15 protein-coding genes and 1 pseudogene are annotated in these 23,935 nt (G+C 45.6%); 9 read left to right on the plus strand and 7 right to left on the minus strand.

Translation table 11 applies throughout. The features are described from left to right. Positions 1–130 precede the first annotated feature (130 nt). From NXV01_RS15225 to NXV01_RS15255, 7 genes and pseudogenes are all read left to right on the plus strand, one after another. The gene (locus tag NXV01_RS15225) at positions 131–2,725 is read left to right on the plus strand and encodes a glycosyl hydrolase 2 galactose-binding domain-containing protein (protein ID WP_259022809.1); all 2,595 of its coding nucleotides are present in this window, start codon (positions 131–133) and stop codon (positions 2,723–2,725) included. A 34-nt stretch (positions 2,726–2,759) separates the two neighbouring features. Then, on the plus strand, positions 2,760–5,084 hold the full coding sequence (locus NXV01_RS15230) for a glycoside hydrolase family 20 protein (protein WP_259022811.1): 2,325 nt from the start codon (positions 2,760–2,762) through the stop codon (positions 5,082–5,084). Then, positions 5,084–7,160, plus strand: a pseudogene (locus NXV01_RS15235) (family 20 glycosylhydrolase). Before NXV01_RS15230 ends, NXV01_RS15235 begins: the two are co-directional and overlap by 1 nt. A gap of 98 nt (positions 7,161–7,258) precedes the next feature. Next, complete coding sequence (locus NXV01_RS15240; RefSeq protein WP_259022812.1) at positions 7,259–10,006, plus strand: SusC/RagA family TonB-linked outer membrane protein; 2,748 nt, start codon at positions 7,259–7,261, stop codon at positions 10,004–10,006. Positions 10,007–10,017: 11 nt separating this feature from the next. Then, complete coding sequence (locus NXV01_RS15245; protein WP_309569306.1) at positions 10,018–11,736, plus strand: RagB/SusD family nutrient uptake outer membrane protein; 1,719 nt, start codon at positions 10,018–10,020, stop codon at positions 11,734–11,736. Positions 11,737–11,823: 87 nt separating this feature from the next. Beyond that, positions 11,824–12,012, plus strand: a complete 189-nt coding sequence (locus NXV01_RS15250; protein ID WP_007753884.1) for a type II toxin-antitoxin system HicA family toxin — start codon at positions 11,824–11,826, stop codon at positions 12,010–12,012. Positions 12,013–12,048: 36 nt separating this feature from the next. Beyond that, positions 12,049–12,441 carry a type II toxin-antitoxin system HicB family antitoxin gene (locus NXV01_RS15255; protein ID WP_004297896.1) on the plus strand — a complete coding sequence of 131 codons (393 nt, stop codon included), beginning with the start codon at positions 12,049–12,051 and terminating at the stop codon, positions 12,439–12,441. Between the two features lie 120 nt (positions 12,442–12,561). Here NXV01_RS15255 and NXV01_RS15260 read toward each other — a convergent pair whose 3' ends face one another. The 3 genes from NXV01_RS15260 to NXV01_RS15270 form a co-directional block, all read right to left on the minus strand. Next, positions 12,562–13,701 (minus strand): DNA alkylation repair protein, encoded by a 1,140-nt coding sequence (locus tag NXV01_RS15260; protein WP_008999257.1) that lies wholly within the window; start codon positions 13,699–13,701, stop codon positions 12,562–12,564. Between the two features lie 331 nt (positions 13,702–14,032). Continuing rightward, complete coding sequence (gene dnaJ, locus NXV01_RS15265; RefSeq protein WP_195650546.1) at positions 14,033–15,220, minus strand: molecular chaperone DnaJ; 1,188 nt, start codon at positions 15,218–15,220, stop codon at positions 14,033–14,035. Positions 15,221–15,326: 106 nt separating this feature from the next. Next, entirely contained in the window at positions 15,327–15,908 is a 582-nt protein-coding gene (locus NXV01_RS15270; RefSeq protein ID WP_148367944.1) for a nucleotide exchange factor GrpE, read from the minus strand. A 272-nt stretch (positions 15,909–16,180) separates the two neighbouring features. Between NXV01_RS15270 and NXV01_RS15275 the strand changes: the two genes are divergently transcribed. Together NXV01_RS15275 and NXV01_RS15280 are read left to right on the plus strand one after the other, a co-directional pair. After that, a complete protein-coding gene (locus NXV01_RS15275; RefSeq protein ID WP_195359096.1) occupies positions 16,181–17,800 on the plus strand; it encodes an ABC-F family ATP-binding cassette domain-containing protein in 1,620 nt (539 codons plus the stop codon). Between the two features lie 107 nt (positions 17,801–17,907). Then, the gene (locus tag NXV01_RS15280; protein WP_234132270.1) at positions 17,908–18,465 is read left to right on the plus strand and encodes a YdeI family protein; all 558 of its coding nucleotides are present in this window, start codon (positions 17,908–17,910) and stop codon (positions 18,463–18,465) included. Positions 18,466–18,534: 69 nt separating this feature from the next. Here the strand turns inward: NXV01_RS15280 and NXV01_RS15285 are convergent, their stop codons facing one another. The 4 genes from NXV01_RS15285 to NXV01_RS15300 all read right to left on the minus strand — a co-directional run bounded on the left by NXV01_RS15285 (position 18,535) and on the right by NXV01_RS15300 (position 23,720). Further along, positions 18,535–20,286, minus strand: a complete 1,752-nt coding sequence (locus NXV01_RS15285; RefSeq protein WP_259022815.1) for an ATP-binding protein — start codon at positions 20,284–20,286, stop codon at positions 18,535–18,537. Positions 20,287–20,415: 129 nt separating this feature from the next. Further along, a complete protein-coding gene (locus tag NXV01_RS15290; RefSeq protein ID WP_259022818.1) occupies positions 20,416–22,608 on the minus strand; it encodes a VapE domain-containing protein in 2,193 nt (730 codons plus the stop codon). 127 nt (positions 22,609–22,735) lie between these two features. Next, a complete protein-coding gene (locus NXV01_RS15295; RefSeq protein ID WP_167511925.1) occupies positions 22,736–22,972 on the minus strand; it encodes a hypothetical protein in 237 nt (78 codons plus the stop codon). Positions 22,973–23,474: 502 nt separating this feature from the next. Further along, positions 23,475–23,720, minus strand: a complete 246-nt coding sequence (locus NXV01_RS15300; RefSeq protein WP_148367949.1) for a DUF4248 domain-containing protein — start codon at positions 23,718–23,720, stop codon at positions 23,475–23,477. Between the last annotated feature and the right edge of the window lie 215 nt (positions 23,721–23,935).

The following is a 23,935-nucleotide window of genomic DNA, read 5'->3' on the forward strand; positions in this document are numbered from 1 at the left end:
TCTGATATGATAAAAGAATAAAGCCGTATATTTATCGTAGCATGCAAAAACAACATATTTTGTTAAATTATCAGTGAAATTTGCTGAAAAAACAATATCTTTGAATCCGTTAATATCTAATGCCCCCACTATGATGATTAATTTGATCGGAAAAAAGGCTCAAATAGCATGTGGATTACTATGCTGTTGCAGTATGGCATATGCACAGAGCAATGACAATTCCGAAGTTGTCGTTCTAAATACAGGTTGGGAATTTTCCCAGGCAGAAACAGAGCTGTGGCAATCGGCACAGGTTCCGGGCACCGTTCATCAGGACCTTATCAACCATAAACAAATACCCGATCCTTTTTATGGCATCAATGAACAAAAGATTCAGTGGGTGGAAAATGAAGACTGGGAATACCGGACTGCTTTTACAGTTACCCCCGAACAACTGAAACGGGATGACGCCCAATTGGTTTTTGAAGGCCTTGACACGTATGCCGATGTATACCTCAATGGAGCACTGTTGCTGAAAACCGATAACATGTTTGTCGGCTATACCATACCCGTCAAGTCCCAACTCCGTATCGGAGAAAACCTTCTTCACATCTATTTTCATTCCCCCATCCGGCAGACACTGCCTCAATATAACTCGAACGGATTCAACTATCCGGCAGACAACGACCATCACGACAAACATTTAAGCGTATTCTCCCGTAAAGCCCCTTACAGCTATGGCTGGGATTGGGGAATCCGCATGGTGACCAGCGGCATCTGGCGTCCGGTGACCATCCGTTTTTATGACGCAGCTTCTATCAGTGACTACCATGTAAAGCAACTCGCACTGACCGACCAGCTCGCAAACCTGTCTAATGAGTTAGAAATAAACAACATACTCCCCCGCCCACTTCAGGCAGAGGTGAGAATCAATACCTCATTCGAAGGAAGTGCAGAAAAAAGCATCAGCCAGGCAATCACCTTACAGCCCGGAATCAATCATGTTTCCATACCTTCCGAAGTGGCATCCCCCGTACGTTGGATGCCGAATGGATGGGGAAAGCCCGCCCTGTATGATTTCTCCGCTCAAATCATAGTAGAAGATAAAGTCGTAGCCGAGCAATCGCACCGGATAGGACTGCGTACCGTTCGCCTCGTTAATGAAAAAGATAAAGACGGAGAATCCTTCTATTTTGAAGTAAACGGTGTACCGATGTTTGCCAAAGGAGCCAATTACATCCCCCAGGATGCACTCTTGACTAACGTCACTACCGAACGCTACCAAACCTTATTCCGCGACATCCGCGAAGCGAACATGAATGTCATTCGTGTATGGGGAGGTGGGACGTACGAAGATGATCGCTTCTATGACCTGGCAGATGAAAACGGAATACTGGTGTGGCAAGACTTCATGTTTGCCTGCACTCCCTATCCGTCCGACCCCACCTTCCTGAAAAGGGTAGAGGCGGAAGCCTGCTATAATATCCGTCGCCTTCGCAATCATGCTTCCCTGGCGATGTGGTGCGGCAATAACGAAATACTGGAAGCCTTAAAATATTGGGGATTCGACAAGAACTTCCCGCCCGAAATCTATCAGGAAATGTTTCGAGGCTACGACAAACTGTTCCATCAGCTCCTTCCTGCCAAGGTGAAGGAACTGGATGCCGACCGTTTCTACATACACAGCTCCCCATATTTTGCCAACTGGGGGCGTCCCGAATCCTGGGGGATAGGAGACAGCCATAACTGGGGAGTCTGGTATGGTCAAAAAACATTCGAGTCACTTGATACAGACCTGCCCCGTTTCATGAGCGAATTCGGTTTCCAGTCCTTCCCGGAAATGAAGACCATCTCCACTTTCGCCGCTCCGGAAGATTATCAGATAGAATCGGAAGTGATGAATGCTCATCAGAAAAGCAGCATCGGCAACGCCCTGATTCGTACCTACATGGAGCGCGACTATATCATCCCCGAAAAATTTGAAGACTTTGTCTATGTCGGACTAGTGCTGCAAGGACAAGGAATGCGTCACGGACTGGAAGCACACCGCCGGAACCGTCCTTACTGTATGGGCACCCTGTATTGGCAACTGAATGACAGCTGGCCGGTAGTATCCTGGTCGAGCATCGACTATTACGGTAACTGGAAAGCCCTGCATTACCAAGCCAAACGAGCCTTTGCTCCAATTCTCATCAATCCTATCCGGCAGAACGACAGCCTCAATATCTACCTGATTTCCGACTGTCCGGACACCAAAGACCACCTGACGTTGGAAATGAAAGTAACAGATTTTGACGGAAAGAAACAAGGCAAGCCGATACGACTCAACACATTGTCAGTTCCGGCTAACACTTCCCAATGTGTGTACCGTATAAAACCCGATATCTGGCTATCACCGGAAGAACAGCAACGCTGTTTCATGCAACTGACCCTGAAAGACAAGGCAGGAAATACTCTTGCCGAAACCGTATACTTCTTTAGAAAAACAAAAGACCTGCTTCTGCCTGAAACAACCGTTTCCTGCAAGATGAAACAGAAAGACGGCATGTGTGAACTGACATTGTTTTCTCCCACTCTTGCAAAAGATGTCTTTATTGAAATTCCTTTGCAGGGAGCCCGTTTCAGCGACAACTTTTTCGACCTTCTTCCCGGGGAACGTAAAACGGTCGTCATCACTTCTCCCCAAATAAAGAAAGGAGAGGAGCTGCCCTTGACAATCAAACATATTCGTGAAACTTATAATTAATCTATTAATAACTTAACACCTAATTTTTTAGTTTATGAAACAACTCTTTAAATTAACCGGATGTCTGGCACTAGCAGGACTTTTTGCCTCTTGCCAATCGGCGCAACAGGAAGCCAACTACCAGATCATCCCCATGCCACAAGAGATTGTAACCGCTCAAGGAAGTCCCTTCATCCTGAAGAGCAGTGTGAAGATTCTCTATCCGGAAGGAAACGAGAAGATGCAACGCAACGCACAATTTCTGGCAGACTACCTGAAAACGGCTACCGGAAAAGATTTCGCCATTGAAGCCGGAACAGAAGGTAAAAACGCAATCATACTGGCATTAGGCACGGAGAACGAAAATCCGGAATCCTACCAGATGAAAGTTACCGGTGACGGAATCACGATTACCGGTCCTACGGAAGCCGGTGTATTCTATGGCATCCAGTCCCTGCGCAAATCATTGCCTGTGGCTGTCGGTGCGGATATTGCCATGCCAGCCGTAGAAATCAATGACGCTCCCCGCTTTGGCTATCGTGGCGCGCATTTCGATACCAGCCGTCATTTCTTTACTGTGGACGAAATAAAGACCTACATCGACATGCAGGCTTTGCATAACATGAACCGCCTCCACTGGCATATCACCGACGATCAAGGCTGGCGTCTGGAAATCAAAAAATACCCGAAACTGACTGAAATCGGTGCTAACAGAACAGAAACAGTCATCGGACGTAACTCCGGCGAATACGACGGCAAACCTTACGGTGGATTCTACACCCAGGAACAAGCCAAAGAAATCGTAGATTATGCAGCCGAACGCTACATCACCGTTGTTCCCGAAATCGACCTTCCGGGACACATGCAAGCTGCCCTTGCCGCTTACCCTGAATTGGGTTGTACCGGTGGTCCGTACGAAGTATGGAGACAATGGGGCGTATCCGAAGATGTGCTTTGCGCCGGAAACGACCAGGTCTTGAAATTCCTGGAAGATGTCTATGGTGAATTGATTGAAATCTTCCCATCACCATATATTCATGTAGGTGGCGACGAATGCCCGAAAGTAAGATGGGAAAAATGTCCGAAATGCCAGGCACGTATCAAAGCATTGGGACTGAAGTCAGATCAGAACCACAGCAAAGAAGAACGTTTGCAGAGCTTTGTCATCAACCATATTGAGAAATTCCTGAACGACCATGGACGTCAAATCATCGGTTGGGATGAAATCCTCGAAGGCGGACTTGCTCCGAATGCTACCGTGATGTCATGGCGTGGTGAGAAAGGTGGTATCGAAGCTGCGAAGCAGCAACATGATGTCATCATGACACCGAACACCTACCTGTATTTCGACTACTACCAAGCTAAAGACGTAGAAAACGAACCGTTCGGTATCGGTGGTTATCTGCCCATGGAAAGAGTGTATAGCTACGAGCCGATGCCGGCTTCTCTTACTCCCGAAGAACAGAAATACATCAAGGGAGTGCAAGCCAACCTCTGGACAGAATACATCGCTACTTTCCCACATGCACAATACATGGTATTGCCTCGTTGGGCTGCTTTGTGTGAAATTCAGTGGTCCAGCCCCGAAAAGAAAAACTATGCCGACTTCCTGTCCCGTCTTCCACAACTGATTAAGTGGTACGATGCAGAAGGATACAATTACGCTAAACACGTATTTGACGTACAAGCCGAGTTTGACCCGAATCCGGCAGAAGGAACAATGGACGTTACCCTGTCTACCATCGACGGTGCTCCTATTTACTATACGTTAGACGGCACAGAACCTACTGCCACTTCCCCCGTTTACGAAGGAGTATTGAAAATTAAGGAAAATGTCACCCTGTCCGCTAAAGCCATCCGTCCCAACGGCGAAAGCAAGACTGTGACGGAGAAGATTGATTTCAGCAAATCCAGCATGAAGCCGATTGTAGCCAATCAGCCTATCAATGAACAATACCTGTTCAAAGGAGCTTCCACTTTGGTAGACGGTCTGAAAGGAAATAGCAGCTACAGGTCAGGCCGTTGGATCGCTTTCAACGGAAATGACATGGATATGACTATCGACCTCCAGCAACCTACTGAAATCTCAAGCGTGACAATCTCTACCAATGTAGCAAAAGGAGACTGGGTATTTGATGCCAGAAACCTGTCCGTAGAAACTTCAGATGATGGCAAGAACTTCAAAAAGATTGCTTCCGAAGAATACCCGGAGATGAAAGAGACAGACAAAGACGGAATCGTTGAGCATAAACTAACCTTTGATCCTGTGACCACCCAATACGTGAGAGTCATTGCTTCACCGGAGAAATCACTTCCGGCATGGCATGGAGGAAAAGGTAAAAACGCATTTTTATTTGTAGACGAAATCAAAATTGATTAATGAATATAAGAAAAGAATACCCTAAAGTTTGTCTTTTCTTATGGATATTGGGGATGTGCTTCCATGCACATCCCATTCTGGCACAGTCCGTCATACCTGTCCCATTAAAAATGGAGCAGGGGACGGGCTCTTTTTTACTATCAGAAAAGACTAAACTTTATACAAACCTGCAAGGTGGAGAAGCGGAACTCTGGGAGAATTACCTGAAAGCATTGCCTGTTCAATTGAAAGAAGCGAGAATGAAAGACAGGAAACAGATGCTTTTCTTATTGATAACCCCCAAGACCCCCCAATTGCCATCACCGGAAAGCTATACACTCTCCGTCACCCCTCAACGAATCGAGATCCGGGCAACTTCGGGAGCCGGATTATTCTATGGAATGCAAACCCTGTTACAGCTGATGCAACCGGCGGGCACAGGCAGCTATTCCGTAGCCTCTGTCGAGATAGAAGACACCCCGCGTTTTGCTTACCGCGGACTGATGCTGGACGTATCCCGCCATTTCTCTACCAAAGAGTTTATAAAGAAGCAGATAGACGCATTGGCATATTACAAAATCAACCGTTTGCACCTGCACCTGACCGATGCGGCAGGCTGGCGGCTTGAAATTAAGAAATATCCTTTACTGACCGATTTTGCAGCTTGGCGTACAGACCCCACCTGGAAGAAATGGTGGAACGGCGGACGTAAATACCTCCGTTACGATGAACCCGGAGCTTCCGGAGGCTATTACACCCAGGACGATATTCGTGAAATACTGGCATACGCCCGTCAGCACTACATCACCGTGATTCCGGAGATTGAAATGCCTTCCCATTCGGAAGAGGTGCTGGCTGCCTACCCGCAGCTATCCTGTTCGGGAGAACCTTACAAGAACTCCGATTTCTGTGTCGGCAATGAAGAAACTTTCACCTTTCTGGAGAATGTACTGACGGAAGTTATGGAACTTTTCCCTTCCGAATACATTCATGTAGGAGGTGATGAGGCCGGCAAATCGGCTTGGAAGACCTGTCCGAAATGTCAGAAGAGAATGAAAGACGAGCATCTGGCCAATGTAGACGAGCTGCAAAGCTATCTGATACACCGCATCGAAAAATTCCTCAACAATCACGGACGCCGTCTCTTGGGATGGGACGAGATTCTGCAAGGAGGCATTGCGCCCAATGCAACCGTCATGTCATGGCGTGGAGAAGAGGGTGGTATCGCTGCCGTCACCTCCGGCCATCATGCCATCATGACGCCGGGTGCATACTGTTATCTGGACAGCTATCAGGACGCCCCATACTCCCAGCCGGAAGCTATCGGCGGCTACCTGCCATTGAAGAAAGTATATACCTATGATCCTGTTCCCGCTTCCTTAACTGCGGAGCAGGCAAAGTTAGTCTACGGTGTGCAGGGCAACCTATGGGTGGAATATATCCCCACTCCCGAACACGTGGAATATATGATTTACCCCCGTATGCTGGCATTGGCGGAAGTAGCCTGGTCGGCTCCGGAACGTAAGTCATGGTCCGATTTCCATACCCGTGCACTGTCAGCAGTGGCCGATTTACAGAAAAAAGGATACCATCCTTTCGATTTGAGCAAAGAAATCGGCAGCCGTCCCGAATCTCTTCAGCCAGTCAGCCATTTGGCACTCGGTAAAAAAGTGATCTATAACTCCCCCTACAGCCCCCATTATCCCGCACAAGGCAACACAGCCCTGACAGACGGCATACGTGGTGACTGGACTTATGGTGACGGTTCATGGCAAGGATTTATCTCGGACAATCGTCTCGATGTGACGATTGATATGGAAAAAAGAAACCCCTATCCATTCCGTTACCGCCGCTTTTATGCAAGTGGTCGGCGCGGAAGTATTCCTGCCGGAGACAGTGATTATTTCCATTTCCGATGATGGAATAAACTTCACGGAGCTGCAAAAACAACACTTTGAAGTAAGTAAAGAAACACCCATCCGTTTTACGGATATTTCATGGCAGGGAGAAGCCAAAGGAAGATACGTACGTTACCAGGCACAGGCCGGAAGCGAACTCGGAGGCTGGATATTTACGGATGAGATAATCGTGAAATAGACATTGTCAATATCATTTATGAATAAAAGAGGGAATCTACTCAACCAGATTCCCTCTTTTATTGTTATATTTGTATTATTACCTTAAAAACTAAGAATATGGTACAACACGCTAGACTCATTTTCTACAGCCTTCTTCTTCTTCTGGTAATCCCGTGCGAGAGCACCTTGGCGCAGAAGATTCCCGTCACGCCCATAGACTCATTGATAACTGTAGGATATGCCACCGGAAGTTTGAAAAACCTCTCCGGTTCCGTAGAGAAGATTACGGAGACACAGATGAATAAAGACCAGATAACGAACCCTTTGGAAGCAATCCGCGGACGTGTGCCGGGTTTGACCATCCAACGCGGATCAAACGGTCCGGCAGCCTTGGATGCGGTACGCCTGCGGGGAACCACCTCACTGACCAGTGGCAATGACCCTTTGATAATCGTCGACGGAGTATTTGGCGACTTGAGTATGCTTACCTCCATTTACCCTACGGATATTGAGAGCTTCACCATTCTGAAAGACGCTTCCGAAACCGCACAATACGGTTCACGAGGAGCTTCCGGTGTGATTGAGGTCACCACCAAAAAAGGAATGAGCGGCAGGACACAGGTAGCCTACAACGGTAGCTTCGGAGTTTCCACCGTCTACAAGAATCTGAAAATGCTGTCCGGCGATGAATTCCGCCGTGTGGCTTCGGAGCGTGGCATTTCCATTCTGGATAAAGGAAACAACACCGATTTTCAGAAAGAGATTGAACAGACAGGACTACAACAAAACCATCACGTCGCCTTTTATGGCGGTTCCAGTGAATCCAGCTATCGTGTTTCCCTCGGTTTCATGGACCGTCAGGGAGTGATTCTGAATGAAGACATGAAGAACTTCACTTCGAATATGAACATGAATCAGCAGATGTTCGACGGCTTCCTGAACTGCGAGCTGGGAATGTTCGGTTCCATTCAGAAGAATCATAATCTGGTGGATTATCAGAAAACGTTCTATTCGGCAGCCACATTCAACCCCACCTATCCCAACCATAAAGACCCCGTCACCAATTCCTGGGACGGAATAACAACCGCCAGCCAAATCACCAATCCATTGGCATGGATGGAAGTGCAGGACGATGATGCCACTTCGCACATCAGCACGCACGCCCGTCTGACTTTCAATCTGCTGGAAGGACTGAAACTAAACCTCTTCGGCGCCTATACCTATAATATCGTGGAAAATTCGCAATACCTCCCCACCTCCGTCTGGGCGAACGGTCAGGCTTACAAAGGAACCAAAAAGCGAGAATCCTTGTTGGGCAACATGATGCTGACCTATAAGAAAAACTGGAAAAAACATTTCTTTGACGTGCTGGCACTTGCCGAACTTCAAAAAGAAACCTACACGGGATATTATACGACAGTAAGCAATTTCAGCACCGACAAATTCGGGTATAATAATCTTCAGGCAGGCGCACTCCGCTTGTGGGAAGGCACTAATTCATACTACGACCAACCCCGTCTGGCATCCTTCATGGGACGTTTCAACTATACATATGCCGACCGCTACGTATTGACGCTGAACGCCCGTACAGATGCTTCCTCCAAATTCGGAGCGAACCATAAATGGGGATTCTTCCCCTCCGCATCTGCCGCATGGGTGATTAGTGAGGAAGAATTTATGAAGCACTTGCCGATGGTAGACAATCTGAAATTCCGTATCGGCTACGGTCTGGCAGGCAATCAGAGCGGGATTGACTCATACACTACATTGAACCTTGTAAAGCCGAACGGTGTAGTCCCCGTCGGAAACTCCGCCGTCGTATCTTTAGGAGACTTACGGAACACAAATCCCGACCTGAAATGGGAAGTGAAACATACCTTTAATACCGGTATCGACGTAGCTCTTTTCGGCAACCGCCTGCTGCTTTCCGCCAACTATTACAACTCCCGAACCACAGACATGCTTTACCTTTACAACGTAAGCGTACCGCCTTTCACCTATAACACCTTACTTGCCAACATCGGTTCCATGCGTAACTGGGGTACGGAAATCGCCATCGGCATCACCCCTTTGAAGACGAAGGATATGGAACTGAATATCAATGCCAATATCACTTTCCAGCGCAACAAACTGCTCTCTTTAAGCGGTATGCACAATGGTGAAATGCTTTCTGCCCCCGAATATAAAAGTCTTGCCGGCCTCGACGGAGCCGGCTTTCACGGAGGATACAACCACATCGTATATCAGATGGTGGGTCAACCGTTGGGCGTGTTCTATCTTCCCCACAGTACGGGACTGGAATCCGACGGAAACGGTGGATACACCTATGGCATCGCCGACCTGAATGGCGGAGGTGTCAGCCTTGAAGATGGTGAAGACCGCTACGTGGCAGGACAAGCCGTACCTAAAACGATTCTTGGCTCCAACATCAGTTTCCGCTACAAGCGTTTCGACCTGTCTTTGCAGATTAACGGAGCTTTCGGACATAAAATCTACAACGGAACTTCCCTGACCTATATGAACATGAATATATTTCCCGACTATAACGTAATGAAGAAAGCCCCGAAACAGAACATCAAGGATCAAACCGCCACCGACTATTGGTTGGAAAAAGGAGATTATGTCAACTTCGACTATGTGACGCTGGGTTGGAACGTGCCGATTGAGAAAGTGCAGAAACTGAAGAAATATGTCCGTTCCCTGCGTCTGGCATTTACAGTCAACAACCTGGCAACCATTTCCGGTTATTCGGGACTTTCACCCATGATTAACAGTTCCACGGTGAACTCCACTTTAGGCGTGGATGATAAACGGGGATATCCGTTGGCGCGGACGTACACACTGGGATTGAGTATTAACTTTTAATGGAGGAGGAGATGATGAAACAATATATGAAAAATAAAAGTCGTTTTTTGCAGAAAGAAGAACAGCTTTCAAGGATAGCGGAACTGTTTTCAAAGAAGATCTTACGTCCTTCGGAAGTGTTGGTATTCCTTCTTATAGCGTGTCTGGGCTTATTCTCATGTGATAAGTTCTTGGAGGAAAATCCGAAAGATAAGTTACCCGAAGATGACGTTTACAATACGATCTCGGAAGTATATCTCAATGCAGTAGCTTCGCTTTATACATACGTAGGCGGTTATAGTGATAGTCAGGGATTGCAGGGAACGGGTAGGGGAGTCTACGACCTGAACACCTTTACTTCCGACGAAGCCATTATCCCCACCCGTGGAGGTGACTGGTATGACGGTGGTTTTTGGCAAGGACTTTACCTGCACGATTGGGGAATAGAGAATGATGCCATTCAGGCTACATGGGAATATCTCTATAAAGTCGTCATGTTAAGTAACAAATCACTGGAGCGGATAGACAAATTCGCCGAAACTCATTCCGCTACGGAACTACCGGCATACCGCGCTGAAGTACGTGCCATGCGGGCTATGTATTATTATTACCTGATGGATTTGTTCGGACGCATCCCGCTAGTTCAATCCTCTTCCGTAGCCATGAAAGATGTAGTGCAAAGTGAACGGAAAACGGTCTTTGACTTTGTTGTCAAGGAATTGCAAGAGGCGGCTCCTTTGTTGAGCGATGCACATAGCAACCAGTCCGGCCCTTACTATGGCCGTATCACTCGCCCCGTGGTAAGTTTCTTACTGGCCAAACTGGCTTTGAACTCCGAAGTTTATACAGACAATGATTGGACGGACGGACAACGTCCGGATGGAAAAAATATAAAGTTCATTGTGAACGGCAGCGAACTCAATGCTTGGGAAACAGTCATCTACTACTGTGACCAACTCAAGACTATGGGCTACAAACTGGAACCGGAATACGAAACGAATTTCTCCATATTCAACGAACCGTCTGTAGAGAATGTCTTCACTATCCCGATGAACAAAACTCTGTATACCAACCAGATGCAATATCTCTTCCGTTCCCGCCACTATAATCATGCCAAGGCTTACGGACTAAGCGGTGAGAACGGTCCTAGCGCCACCATTGAAGCCCTCGAAACTTTCGGTTATGAAACCGCGGAACAAGATCCCCGTTTTGATATTTGCTATTTTGCAGGAATTGTCCACGACCTGAAAGGAAACATAATCAAACTGGATAATGGAACGGTACTGGAATATCTGCCCTGGAAAGTATCTCTGGATATAACAGATACCCCATACGAACAAACCGCAGGAGCCCGCATGAAAAAGTATGAAGTCGACCCGACTGCCACAAAAGACGGTAAGTTGATGGAGAATGACATTGTATTGTTCCGCTATGCAGACGCTTTATTGATGAAAAGTGAAGCGAAAGTCCGGAACGGAGCAAACGGAGATGAAGAACTCAATGAAATTCGTAGCCGTGTCAACGCTTCTCCCCGCACTGCCACTTTAGAGAATATCCTTGCCGAACGTCAGCTGGAACTGGCTTGGGAAGGATGGAGACGACAGGACTTAGTCCGCTTCGGGAAGTTTACAAGAGCTTACAGCAGCCGTCCGCAACTGCCGGATGAAGCAAGTGGATATACAACTGTATTTCCTATACCGGAGAAAATACGGGTGATGAATGAGAGGTTGAAACAGAATCCGGGGTATTAGGAAGAAATCATAGTGAAAATATGAATACTTCTTTTGGTAGTGTTCATATAATTACTATATTTGTGCAGTAATTAAGTCCAAAGCGTTATGAGTTACAAATCAGTTAAAGACGTTGTAACTATGTTGCTGGAAAACGGTTTTGTTCTAAAAGGTCAGAAAGGTAGCCACATGAAGTTTGAGAAGAACGGTAGGGTAGTTATTGTACCGAATCATAATAGCAAAGGCGTTGAGAAAGGCACTTATTACAGCATTTTGAAACAAGCGGGGCTAAAGTAGCCCCCTTGTTTTCTGTAATTTAATATAGGAGGAGATATGAAAACAGTAGAAGTAATTGTGGAACACGCAGGAAAGAACTTGAGTGCTTATATTGAAGATGCTCCGGTTATCACTGTTGGCAATGACATGAGAGAGATTGAGGACAACATGCGAGAGGCGATTGAATTGTATTTGGAAGATAATTCCAATCCCTGTGAAGTATTGTCCGGAGAGTTTGAATTAAAATTCAAGATTGATGCTGCTACATTTATAAACTATTATAGCAACATCTTCACTAAGGCTGCATTGAGTCGGATTACGGGTATTAATGAACGGCAATTATGGCATTATGCTGCCGGAGTGCATAAGCCTCGCAGGCAACAACTTGAAAAAATACAAAAAGGTATTCAGGCTTTATCAAAGGAGTTATCGGCAATCAATTTATTGTAATACATAGAGTGCTATATATTCAACTTCCAGCCAGTGTGAGATAAAGACGACCCCAAATAAAAAATCCTCGATTTTCATCCGGAGAATCGAGGATTTATATTATTTGTTGCAGCAATCGAATTACTCAATCAAATCGAAATCATATTTTTCAAATTCACTCCCATTGATTATTATAGCAATCTGATGAAGCCCGAGATGGAATTTTCTCGTTGTAACCACGCGGAAAGAGTGCTTTCGCGTTATTCGTGTGGTAGAATTCCCGGTATATTCTTTTTCACTGATTTTATGAACTTTCTTCGTCAGCGTTCCATTTGCTTTTTGGTAATAAATACCATATTCAAGCCGTATTTTGATTGTCTTATTGCTATGATTCAACAAGTTAAAACCAAACTCCAACGAATCCCCGACTTTAACCTTAGGACTTGAAATCTGAAAATCCTCCACACTAATATTATTTCTGATAGAATCAAAGCCAAACAACTCCATCACCTCCGGAATCCCTTGCTTTAAGAGCGTCCGGCAACCGTGTTTTATAATCCAGTCTACCTCTTTCGACTCACCTTTCCATTTCTTTGCCAAATCAATGACTATTTCCGGATTATCTTTTGCAATATCATTCAAATTATTGGCAACACTCAACCGTACAAATCTTGCCGGATCATTTTTAAGATTCTCCAAAATAGGAATAATAGGTGTCGGATCTTTTTTCAGATTCGGCAAAGCCATCGCCCAAGGCAAACGCGGACGGCAACCTTCTGACGCAAGCCGCCTTACTCCCCAATGCTCGTGTTTCGACCAAACCAACATCTGCTTCATCATTTCATCCGGATATTTTATAATAAAAGGATGAGTCACAAACTCGCAACTTGTGAACTGCGTGATTTTCTCTATCGCCTTGACAGACGTTTCATAATCATCCAACCCATATTGCTCGACATAATTATCCAGAATCGCCCCATACTCCAGCATCAATCCAAACTTCGTATCGTCTATCACCGAAAAATCAGGCCGCGTACTTTTTACATGATCCAACAACTCAAGAATCTTAGCGATTGCCTCTTTGTAGTCTGCCGGCAAAAACTTTTTCAGAATGGTAGTGATATGTATGCAGCGCTGTTTAAGTTCCCTGCCTTCCCATTCATCATCCATAACTTGAGAAACAAACCCGTGAGCATCAAAATCATCGATAACAAGTTTCAAATCTTTCGTAAATAGATCGAAAAATTGCTCGTTATACATATTCTTAAAAGGTTCTGCCATACTTGAAGTCTATATTTAGTATCTATTTATTTGCTACACAAATATATGCCCTTTTTTTAAAAAGACAATTCTTTATCGACTTATTTAACCGAACAGAGTGAAAAAGGAAGGATAAGCCCAAAAACAGAAGTGAGCTACAAATAAAGATTGCAGCTCACTTTTATATGTTAAGTACTTGTCACTAATAAATTTCTATCTTTTTTAGGCACGGATTTCACGGATTAACGCGGTTGTTTTTCAGTAATGACAACACTAAAAACCGTGAAATCCGTGTAATCCGTGCCTAAATTACTATATAAACTAATTATGTACCCATACTCATAGCAAAAAATTAGTCGAAGAAACTCTTGAACTTCTTGAAAATCTTCTCCTTCACCGACGTGTTAGGTTTGAAATTGTCCGAAGCCTCCATCTTTTCGAGCGTGCTCTTTTCCTCTTTATTGAGCGCTTCCGGCACATAGATACTGATATTGACGAGCAAATCCCCCGTTCCGTACCCGTTCACATTCGGCAATCCCTTGCCGCGCAAACGAAGTACTTTACCCGGTTGAGTACCCGAATCAATCTTCACTTTCACTTTGCCGTCGATAGTCGGAATTTCCACGGCTCCACCCAGGGCAGCAGTCGGGAAACTAAGCAACAGATTATAAATCAAATCATTCTCGTCGCGAATCAAGTCCTGATGCGGTTCTTCCTCTACGAGAATCAGCAAGTCGCCTGCCACACCGTTGTGTTTGCCGGCATTTCCTTTGCCACCCATAGAGAGCTGCATACCCTCTGCCACTCCGGCAGGGATTTTCACCGACACCACTTCTTCACCGTAAATGATTCCGTCGCCACCACACTTCTTACATTTGTTCTTGATAATCTTACCCTCACCGCCACAAGTGGAGCAAGTGACGCGAGTCTGCATAGTGCCCAGAATGGTCTGCTGGTTACGGATCACCGAGCCGCTACCCTTACAAGTAGGACAAGTTTCCGAACCGCCATCACCTTCGGCCCCCGTGCCATGACACTGGTCACACGGCACATATTTTTTGAGTTTAAACTTCTTTTCTACTCCGGTAGAGATTTCCTTCAACGTCAGCTTCACTTTCACACGAAGGTCACTGCCGCGATACCGGCGTTGCTGTGAACCGCCACCGCCACCAAATCCGCTGAAACCTCCGAAGCCTCCCCCGAAACCGCCGCCGCGGCCACCGAAGATGTCGCCAAACATAGAGAAAATGTCATCCATCGACATCCCCTCGCCACCGAAACCACCGAACGGACCGCCATTACCTGCCGCACCGCTCACTCCCGCATGACCGAACTGATCGTAACGCGAACGCTTTTCCGGGTTACTCAACACATCGTAAGCCTCGGCCGCCTCCTTAAATTTCTCTTCAGCCTCCTTATCCCCCGGATTCTTGTCAGGGTGATACTGGATTGCTTTCTTACGGTACGCTTTCTTAATTTCCTCTACTGTGGCTGTCTTCGTCACCTCCAATACTTCGTAATAATCTCTTTTTTCTGCCATGCTTCTTTTAAAATTATGAATGATGAATTACGAATTACGGGTTATGGATGATGAATTATTGCGGGAAGTCCCTCGTTTTTCATCATTCATAATCCGTAATCAATCCTTATTCCCCTACTACCACTTTGGCGTGGCGGAGCACTTTGTCGTTCAGTGTATATCCCGTTTGCACACAATCCAGAATCTTACCTTTCTGTGCTTCCGACGGTGCGGGGATTACCGCGATGGCTTCATGGTAATCAGTATCCAACGGTTGGTCTTTCGTCTCGATGACTTTCACGCCATTTTGAGCCAAGACAGCTATAAATTTATTGTAAATCAATTCCACCCCTTCCTTTACGGCATTGACATCCGTTGCCGTTTCCATCGTCTTGATGGCACGTTCAAAGTCGTCCACTACCGGAAGAATACTGCCAAGGCTCTTCTCGCCACCGTTCAGGATCAGTTCGGCCTTCTCCTTTAAAGTGCGTTTACGATAATTGTCGAACTCGGCAGACAGGCGCAGATATTTATCCTTTTGCTCTTCAATCTCTTCTTGAGCTTTTTCCAGTTCCTTTTCCAACTCCTCTTCATGAGTCAGCGGAGCAGACTCCTCCGTTTGTTCGTTTTGCGGTTGGTCTTCCGCAGGATTTTGAGTTTCCTCCACATTCAGTTCCTCTTCCTTCACTTTTTTTTCTTTCGGATCCATCTTGGTATTTACTATTTTATTATTTACTATTTACTATTTAGAAACACACGTTATCTATGCAAGATACCGCTTATAAACATACCGGACTGACCGGATGTCACAGATTTTGTCTGCAAAAACTTTGCCAAGTTGGCCGTTTTGCCAAAAAACGCAGCAAAGGTAACACTTTTATGTCAGATTGGCACATATCAGATAGCTCATAATTCATTTTAAATGTCTACCTTTGCACGCTCAAATAGTAAATAGTAACTAGTAAAATAGTAAATAATAAGATGATTACAGTTTCGAACGTATCGGTTCAGTTTGGTAAAAGAGTGTTGTTTAATGACGTAAACCTGAAGTTTACGAGTGGTAATTGTTATGGTATTATCGGTGCGAACGGTGCGGGAAAATCTACGTTTCTTCGTACGATTTACGGAGATCTGGACCCGACAACAGGTACGATTGCGCTCGGACCGGGCGAACGTCTTTCGGTGTTGAGCCAGGACCACTTCAAGTGGGACTCATATACCGTCATGGATACCGTCATGATGGGTCATACCGTGTTGTGGGACATCATGAAGCAACGCGAAGAATTGTATGCAAAAGAAGATTTCACAGACGAAGACGGACTGAAAGTGTCCGAATTGGAAGAAAAATTTGCCGAGTTGGACGGATGGAATGCGGAAAGCGACGCAGCTATGCTGTTGAGCGGACTGGGCGTGAAAGAAGATAAGCATTACGTATTGATGGGTGAATTGAGTGGTAAGGAAAAAGTGCGTGTCATGCTGGCGCAGGCATTGTACGGAAATCCGGACAACCTCTTGCTCGATGAGCCTACCAATGACTTGGATATGGAAACAGTGACTTGGTTGGAAGAATATCTTGCCAACTTCGAGCATACCGTATTGGTGGTAAGCCACGACCGTCACTTCCTCGACTCTGTATGTACGCACACCGTAGACATCGACTACGGAAAAATCAATATGTTTGCCGGTAACTATAGTTTCTGGTACGAATCCAGCCAGTTGGCTCTCCGTCAGCAACAGAACCAGAAGGCGAAGGCTGAAGAGAAGAAGAAAGAGCTCGAAGAATTTATCCGCCGTTTCAGCGCGAACGTAGCGAAGAGCAAGCAGACAACGAGCCGTAAGAAGATGTTGGAGAAACTGAATGTAGAAGAAATCAAACCTTCTTCACGTAAGTATCCGGGCATCATCTTCACTCCCGAACGCGAGCCGGGCAACCAGATTCTGGAAGTGTCCGGATTGAGCAAGAAGACGGAAGAAGGTGTAGTGCTCTTCAACGATGTGAACTTCAATGTAGAGAAAGGTGACAAGGTGGTATTCCTGTCACGCAATCCGCGCGCGATGACTGCTTTCTTCGAAATTATCAACGGAAACATGAAACCGGATGCAGGGACCTTCAACTGGGGGGTAACCATCACCACTGCTTACCTGCCGCTGGATAACACCGACTTCTTCAATTCCGACCTGAATCTGGTAGACTGGTTGAGCCAGTTTGGAGAAGGCAACGAGGTATATATGAAAGGCTTCCTCGGCCGTATGCTTTTCTCCGGCGAAGAGGTGCTGAAGAAAGTAAGCGTACTCTCCGGAGGTGAAAAGATGCGTTGTATGATTGCCCGTATGCAGCTGCGCAATGCCAACTGCCTCATTCTGGACACTCCGACCAACCATCTGGACTTGGAATCTATTCAGGCATTCAACAACAACCTGAAGACGTACAGGGGAAATATCCTCTTCTCGTCTCATGACCACGAATTTATCCAGACCGTTGCCAACCGCATCATCGAACTGACACCGAACGGTATCATCGACAAGATGATGGAATATGACGAATATATCACTTCCGACCATATTAAGGAATTGCGGGCGAAGATGTACGGAGACAAATAAGTGACCGGACGAATAAAGGCCCCTGACTCCCATACATGAAGTCTGATGAATAACCTATTTTTACAGCAACCTATTCTCAACAATGGGTTGCTGTTCTTTTTAGCACTATGGAAATAAAATATTTTGAAAACAGAGGAGATTGGCGAAAATGGCTGGCGGACAACTTTGAAACCGCCAGTGACGTTTGGTTTGTATTCCCCTCCAAATCTTCGGGCGAAAAAAGTGTTACATACAACGACGCCGTCGAAGAAGCCCTTTGTTTCGGATGGATCGACAGCACTATAAAGGCGCTCGACAAAGAACATAAAATCCAGCATTTCACGCCCAGAAACCCTAAAAGTTCCTATTCGCAAGCCAACAAAGAGAGACTGAAATGGTTGCTGGAACATCAAATGATTCACCCTGATTGGGAAGATAATATACGAAAAGTATTGTCAGCTCCTTTCGTTTTTCCGAATGATATCATCGGAAAACTGAAAGAGGATAAAACAGTATGGGAGAATTACCTCCAATTTTCCGATGCGTATAGGCGCATCCGAATTGCGTACATTGAAGCCGCAAGGAAACGGCCGGAAGAATTTGAAAAGCGATTGAACAACTTCATCCACAAAACGAAGGAAAATAAAATGATAAAAGGATTTGGGGGAATCGAAAAATACTACTAGGTATGTTTTTCTATATCCAATTATATTTATTAATAAGACTCACCCGCACATTTCATGCGACAAATAACCCTATAACACCTCTTCCATCAGCACCAATTCCCAGCTGCGCCACACGATCGTAATCAGTTTCAGTTTCCCTTTCTCACGAGCTTCCGCCACGCATTCGTCCTTGCTATAGCGAATCAGCTGTTCCCGCGCATTATCGGCAAGCGTCCTTATTTCCTTTTCCGGTGCATCGGCTTTCGCATACTTCACTTCCAGCAGATAAGTGTAGGGTGGAGATACGGGTACCACCGGACTGGGTTTAAAGAAGAAATCGGCAAAACCCTTGTTCATTTCATATTCCGGATACAGTTGATAATAGCGGAACATACTTAGATAGGCTAGGAGGAATCCTTTGATATGAGCTTCCCCTTCTATATATTCCCGAATGCGGCTCTGCTCCCGAATGGCCTCTGCTACAAATTCGAACAACGGTTCCCATTCTCCCTTGAAAGACATATTCTCAAACAGCGTAAGCAACCGGTTCACGTCGAGCTTGAAGATATCATGACGGGCATATCCTTGAATCAGGAAATTGAATAGCTGTTCGCGAACCACCAGATTGGGAACGTGCAGGATGGGACGCCCCATCATATCGACCCCTTTAATAGAAAGCAGTCCGAAATAGAACAGCAAAGATTTAAAGTTGCTCACGTCCGTCATTTCCAGTGCGGAGAAATGAGTGACAATTTCGGTTATTATTTCTCCCTTTTCCGCAACCTCCTTGATGACGGAGAAGTTATCTCCTAGTCCGTGGTCAAGACGGACGAGGTAGGCAAGCTTGTTAAAGTCGGTACGGATATTGGGATCGACAATCTCTTTTGGCTTGATTCCGTGCAATATCAATGACTTCATGCAATAGAGCACCATGTCCGAGTTGAACATGCAATCCGTTAATTTATTCTCACTGAAGCAATAATTGTCATAGTTGGGTTTCATCATTGCCACCGCATCATCTATTGACATGGAAAGAGCGCCTTGCTCCTTATAATACGCCAGCATCTCGCGCAGTTCCTTCTCGCTGAAACCTACAAGGTCGTTAAACCAGGGATCGGTGGTGATATTCGTGCCGATGTTGAATCCGCTTGTCACGTCGTCCATTGTTACCGGACTTACTCCCGTGATAAACAGACGATTGAGGGCAGAACCCATTCCCGTCGTGGCGGCTTTGATTACATTGAAGAATCTCCGGATATATCCCTCGCCATGCGTCGCTTTCCGATATAAGTCCGTGCCGTAAGTCGAGAGAATGGTATTCGTGAAATTATCGTATTCATCAATCAGGAGATAAATTTTGATGTCTCCCTTGCGGGTAGCGTAGGTATTAATAGCTGACAAAAAAGCGCCGGGCTCTTCTTTTGTTTTTTCATCCAGCACTTTCCAGATATCTTTTCCCAGCAGATGTTCGTACCTGTAAACAAAATCGGAAAGCTTCCCGCAACAATGCAGCCGGAAAGATTCCTCCACCTCATTGATATTCGAACTCACCTCCGAGAAATTGAATCTCATGATGAGAAACTGGTTATGTATCGGCGTAGGATGTTGCCCGATATACAGCTGGCCGAACAATTCGTCGAACTGGTCAGCGTAACGAACGTCATAATAAGCTTCCAGCATTGCCAGCGTGAGGCTTTTTCCAAAGCGTCGGGGACGGATCAGAAACAGATAACGGGGTTGCTTCTCTATTTTTTCAATAAACATGGTTTTATCTACATAATAGAAATTATCTTTGATGATGGCTCCGAAATCCGTCAATCCGTATGGTATTTGTTTCATCATATTGCGATTCCTTTCTTTAATTCATATCGTAGCAAATATACGGAAAACGGATGAATGTGACATCGTTAATGCCATTAATTTATCCGTTTATCCGTTATTTTATGGAAAAACTGCTGCTTGGCAGATTGATTATAACTCTAATCCTTTTTGAACCGGAACTTGCGGTCGTATTGAATTTTCTGTACGTTCCTGGGGTGTATACTCCACCACCCAATATTCTGTGACATTGTTGGAGGTCTTCCGTGAGTGGAAATGGTTGTTTTCCAGTACCGTGACCAGCATTTGTTTCATCTGTGCGTTGGCCTGTGTGCGCCCGTTCACGCTTAATACCGACAGCAGGTAGGAGGCAGGATACCATTTCGCCTGTATATCGTTCGGCCTGGCAGCCCGGAAATAGAAGAAAAGATTCTCTTCCATCGGATCTTTTTGGCGGAACGCCTCGTTGCGGTTGTTGAGAAACGTAATCTCTTGGTTCTCATACCAATATTGGAATCCCTGCCGGTAGAGTGCGTATGCTTGTGCATATATCCCCTGATGGTTGACAGGCGTGTGATAGTCTATTTTCAGAAGCGTATTGAACAGGATACGCCTGTTTTCACCAATGTCCGGCAGGCAGTGCGGGTTGTTGGTGCTGGCGATGAACGAGGCGCGGCGGGTGAACGTATAATTCTGGATGTCGTAAACCTTCCGTTCGTTCATCACATCTTGCGTGATGAGACTTTTCAACTCCTGCATCCGTACGGGAGAGAGCGTGTCAAACTCATCCAGGTTGATGATCAGGCAGGACGACATTTGCAGGAGATGGTCTTTGTTTTCGGGATAAATCATGCCGTTGCGATAATAATCTTTAAGCTCCGGCGGGAGGAGACGGCGGATAAAGGTACTCTTGCCTTTTCCCTGTGCGCCGTGGAGTAACATCAACTGGTGGTTTTGCACTTCGTCATTGATGGCGCATGCCACCATTCCCACCAGCCAGCGGCGGAAACTGTCTTCAAAAAAAGCCTGATCTGCCGCTTTTACTGTTTTTGTCAGTTGACCGATGTGGTCTGTTTTCCCGTCCCATGCCTCGAGTGAGGTGAAATAATGGACAAATGGGTTGAACGGCTTGGCATAGTCCGAGTCTACCAGCGCTTTCAAATTAGCTTGTGAGACGTATATCTTCTTCATCTGCGCGTTGATATAGAATGTGTTGACATCCTTTACGCGAAGTGTGCTGAAAGGCGGCAGCTCTGTGGGGGGAACACCGGGTATTAGTTTCCGGAACTCGATTTGCTCTTTCACTACGTTTCTCCTGATTTCGTAGTGTTCATCCATAAATTTGATTACCTGGCAGATTCTCGGTGTTTTCTCTTCTTCTTCCGCACAGTCAGTCTTTGAGGTATATTGGTAAGCATTGTGCAGGGGGAGTTCGAGGTCGAAATCGGGGAGTTCGCCGAAATGGCTGTGTGCCAGACTGACGGCTTCCTCTTCCGTGATATGCCGACGGTAACACTGGTTGCCCAGACAATAGAAGAAATTGTCCCGGTTGCCTGTCTTCAGACGTTCTTTGCGTTGGGTGTATTCCAGCGCTTTCCGGAAGTCGAGTTGCACTTGCAGGTCGATGGGCGACGCGTTCTCCTGCACGGGAAGGAGCGGAGAACGTTTTGCCGGATTTTTGCGTTTCTTGTTTTTGCACTCTTCCTCGGTGGGCAGTGTCACTTTTACGGTCAGCGGCTTTACGTTTTCCAGTCGTTCGGGAGCGAAGAAAGCGTCCGGATCATGCGACACGAAGAATCCGCGTCCCGGATCGCTTCCGCTTGTATCTACTTTGGTATTGAGCAGTGTTTCGTATTTGCTGCTTGCCAAGGCGTACATTCGGTGGTGATATCGTTCGAGGGTGGGGAAGTCGACGGTTCCCAGCGCGTTCAGTTCGGCACGTAAGGCTTCCGCCTCTTTGCCGGTGAGGTAGACGAAGATTTTCAACCCGTGCATGCGGGGACTGATGAAGCTTCCTAATGTGTCGGGGCAATCGTTCGCCAGTTGGCGGAATTCCGGGAGCTTTTCTGCCGGCATATCGTCACAGTCTACCGTGATGATGTCCTGATACTTGTCCAGGCTGTAAGCCAGTCTTTCCTTTACGTAAGTGGCTGTGATGGTGTGGTAGGGCAGTTGCTTCTTCATGCGGTCTGCTTTCGCCGTGTCTCCTGCCTCCATTGCTTCCCGAAGTCTCCGGATTCTGTCCCGATAGACATCTCCCCGGATAAATTCGAACAGTTGCCGGATGCTGATATTTCCTGATACGAGTGATAATCCTCTGTATGTGGTTATTACGATATTTTCCATTTGATTTGTTGATATGAATTTAAGTCGTGTCAATATTAACACACTGCAAAGGACGGCTTTTCCTGTAGATAAAAAAAACTGCTTTTGGTACTCAAAAAGCAGTTTTTTAACAGTCGGCTCTTAAATGTTAATCGTCAAAAAGCGTTCTTTTTAGTCTTTGTATCTCATAGTCAATCTCTTCTACGCTTAATGATTCGTCCGAATCATCATATTTCTTGAAATTAACAGTCATAAACAACAATTGTGCAAAGAATTTGGGACCTTTAGTGTTAAAAGGAGAATCGTGATCATAGCAGAGATGGACAAAGGGAAGGAGATACTTCTTGCGTTCGCGCGGACTTACATCTATCCTGTTGTTATACAAATTATTGACGGTGTCAAGCGTTTGTGTGATAAACTGGGATACTTGGGGGAATTCTCCCTTTTCGAGCGTTATAGCCTGCTTGTTCAGGTAAACGAAGCCTTCGGAAAAAATGTCTTTTTTCTCATAATTTTAAGTGTTATTTCAATGTTGTTAAAAAATGTTGTTTTAAAAAGACGCAAAGGTACATTTTATTTTGTTCCTATCATTTACTTATGTTGTTTATTCTCTTTATAGATTTTATTTGATGGAAAAAGCGTGTATTTGAGGGTGAACCCCTCACCCTCAAATACACGCTTTTTTCTATCTAAAAGAATATTCTCCCGCGCCTGCGCACGTGGACATTATTATATAAAGAAAACTCATATGGCCTGTTTATCCTCAAGATGCTGTGTGTTGCACAGAATCCCTTATAGCCGCTTTCATTTTCATTATAGCTAATCTCGATTTCATTATAGCTAATTTCATTTTCATTATAGCTAATCAGCACTTGCCATAAAGAGATTCATGGCTCATCGAGATACTTCACAATGAGCCGTACCTGCCTTGCGCTGTAAGCGTGGTCGTTTTTTCCTTCACCGCCACTATACATTGCGTCATATAGTTCATTGTTATTTCTGATCCACTCCCTCATTTTTCGCATGGCATACACCAACGGTACATAAGGATTATATAAATGCGCCAGCTCCGATTTCAAATACGGACGTATGACAAACGGCTCTTCCGCCGCCTCTTCTGTTTCTGCTTTCATATCTTCGGGGAATTATGTTTATAGTATTCCAAATATACAAAAAATCCATAGGAACTCCAAATGTATAAGTAAAATAAAATCACTCTGAATGAAAGTAAATACATTCTAAATGAAAGTAAGACGAAGTAAGCCAATCGGAGACAAAGTACGTCATTCCATTCCCCTGTAATACACTACCTTTGAGGTATCGAAAGAAAAGAAACAGAGCTCGTTCC

The organism is Bacteroides sp. BFG-606, from assembly GCF_024788145.1.
Taxonomy (GTDB): domain Bacteria; phylum Bacteroidota; class Bacteroidia; order Bacteroidales; family Bacteroidaceae; genus Bacteroides; species Bacteroides vicugnae.